Origin of the sequence: Agrobacterium sp. D14, from assembly GCF_001526505.1 — a bacterium.
Taxonomy (GTDB): Bacteria; Pseudomonadota; Alphaproteobacteria; order Rhizobiales; family Rhizobiaceae; genus Agrobacterium; species Agrobacterium leguminum.
Map to the genome: position 1 here is coordinate 1 of NZ_ASXX01000048.1, position 2157 is coordinate 2157.

2 protein-coding genes are annotated in these 2157 nt (G+C 57.5%); one reads left to right on the forward strand and one right to left on the reverse strand.

The window, feature by feature from the left end:
• Nucleotides 1–187: 187 nt before the first annotated feature.
• The gene (locus L901_RS21220) at nt 188–901 is read right to left on the reverse strand and encodes a DNA helicase (RefSeq protein ID WP_059760089.1); all 714 of its coding nucleotides are present in this window, start codon (nt 899–901) and stop codon (nt 188–190) included.
• 382 nt (nt 902–1283) lie between these two features.
• Between L901_RS21220 and L901_RS21225 the strand changes: the two genes are divergently transcribed.
• A complete protein-coding gene (locus tag L901_RS21225; protein ID WP_245289673.1) occupies nt 1284–2057 on the forward strand; it encodes a hypothetical protein in 774 nt (257 codons plus the stop codon).
• The last annotated feature ends 100 nt before the right edge of the window (nt 2058–2157 follow it).

The window sequence follows — 2157 nt, forward strand, 5'->3', positions numbered from 1 at the left end:
GTCCACATGCTGCCTGAATTCCAGCGGGGCGTCAGAAGTATGCCCGCCAGCGCCTGTTTCACATTGCTTCTACAGCGACGTGGCATTTTGCTGCCGTCTTCTCATCGTTTCACGTACCTGTCCGCGCTATGCCGAAGCCAGATTTCAGGAGTGTGACTGCCGCGACCCGTCAAGTCGCGGCAGGCAATCAGGCGACGTCCTGAAGTTGCGCTTCGCCGTCGTGGAGGAAGCACGCCCTGTTAAAAAGGTCGAGATCGACGAAGTTCGGAAGGCGAATATCGCGGATGTCGGGAAGCCGCTTGCTTTCCGGATCGAACGATCTGTCGATTTGCGAAATGAAGCCCAGAACGCAACCTGTCCGTCGCGCAAAATCACCGAGGGCTCGTAGCTGCTCGGAAAGAACGGGCTTGCTCCGCTGTTGATCCAGCGCCTGGAGATAGTCGATCACCGCGACTGTTCCCGGTCGCGACCCCGACATCCGATCGATGATGTAGTCCGCACTAATTTCATCGGAAGTGACAATCTGAACCTGGTTGGCGAAGCCGTCAGCCTCCCTTTCAAGCGACTGGAGATATTTTCCCGCCTGTTTTTCGGTCAATTCCAACGTAAACAGAAACGCCTTGCGGCCGTCCCGGGCCGCATCGATCAGAAGCTGAAGACCAAGCATGGTCTTGCCCTGTCCCGGTCGGCCAGCGAGCAGTAATAGGTCGCCAGCATCGAGACGGGAAAGTACCGTTTCGGAAAGCGGCCCGGAAGACATCCGGGACGACAGCATGCTCCACCTTGCAAAGCCCTCTTCTTGCGCGATCTGATCCAGCGCTTCGTTCAGCGGAACATCATTGTTTCGCGCCATGAGCTTTGCACGGCGTTTAAGCTGAAATATCGGTGCAGAAAGTTTCATCAAAGACCTCCATTGCGAGCCGAAACGCAACCCCTCCTTATGCGATGCTCGAACAGATGGTTCGATGATTTGGCGTCACCCTGCATGTTCGATGCTTTCCCGAAAGGAGGGGGGAGGCTTGGGTCCAGCCTGTGGTTGAAAGCTAGCGGGTTGCGCGATTCGCAGCAAGGGGCGCAAGCCATTCGCCACATCGCAGTTACCGGATCCTGTCCTCGTAAAGCAGGACGCCTTTGTCGAACTTCTTGAGCGGCAAAACAGGCCACGATAGCCGGCCGGCAGGTCGTCGGAATTGCTACCTGATGTTGCGATCGAGTTGCGGGCACCATAAAACCTGTCATGCACCATGAAAAAGAACGTTCGTTCAATTGAGGAGACTACGACCTTGAAGCGATTGATTCCCGCGCTGTTGCTATTGTCGTGGTTTGGCGCGATGCCCTTGGTGGCAAAGGCCGATGTCTCTTCCGCCAATCAAAACGAATCGGCCGCAGCATTTCAGGGCCTCGACACGCTCGCGCGCGAAACGCGCGCGCAGGGGGATTTACCGCGATTGTCCAACCCCGCTCATGCGAAGGTGCTGGACCGGCTCTGGAATGTGGAGGGAACCCTTGGCAGACAGCCATACCGGTCCGCCGATGTTCCAGCGCTCATCGCCATCGGCGCGAATGCGGGCGCCGTTCTTAAAACCTATGCACTGTTTACCCCACAGAACGGCAGCCTTCCGGACACAGCGGCAAATACGTTCAAATACCAGGACGAAATCGCACGCGCCGGAGCCTATCTATTACATGTCCATGCGGCTCAGCTGGAGGCGATTACCGATTTTGTCGCCGTGCTTCCTGCCGATCAGATGAACAAGGCGCGACGCGATGGCCTGCGCCAGATGCGCCTTGGCATCATGGAGCAGTTTACCGGACTGACCCTTATGCTGCGCTCACCGAATTTGCGATCCGAGAACCGGCTTATTTTGCTGAACGCCCTTAATGCCAGCGCCATTCCCGTGGTCGCCGCGACCTCCCTTGCCGAGCGAACCGCCATGGCCACCCAGATCGACACGATTTTGCCGGAACTGTCCAGGCTTGAACGCGACAAGGCGCAGGCGCTGAAATCGCTCCTCATGAACCAGAATTGCGACGGGCTTTGCGCGATGGATCGGTAGCCGTTCAATACCCGGTTGACGCAAAGGGGCTGCAACCCCGCCCCTCAGACCTCCCCACTCAAACCGCCCATTCCTCATCCGTCGTGAACACGATCGTCAG

Bases quoted from the DNA above. Each gene is read 5' to 3' on its own strand.
- L901_RS21220 (WP_059760089.1), bottom strand. From the start codon at position 901: ATGAAACTTTCTGCACCGATATTTCAGCTTAAACGCCGTGCAAAGCTC.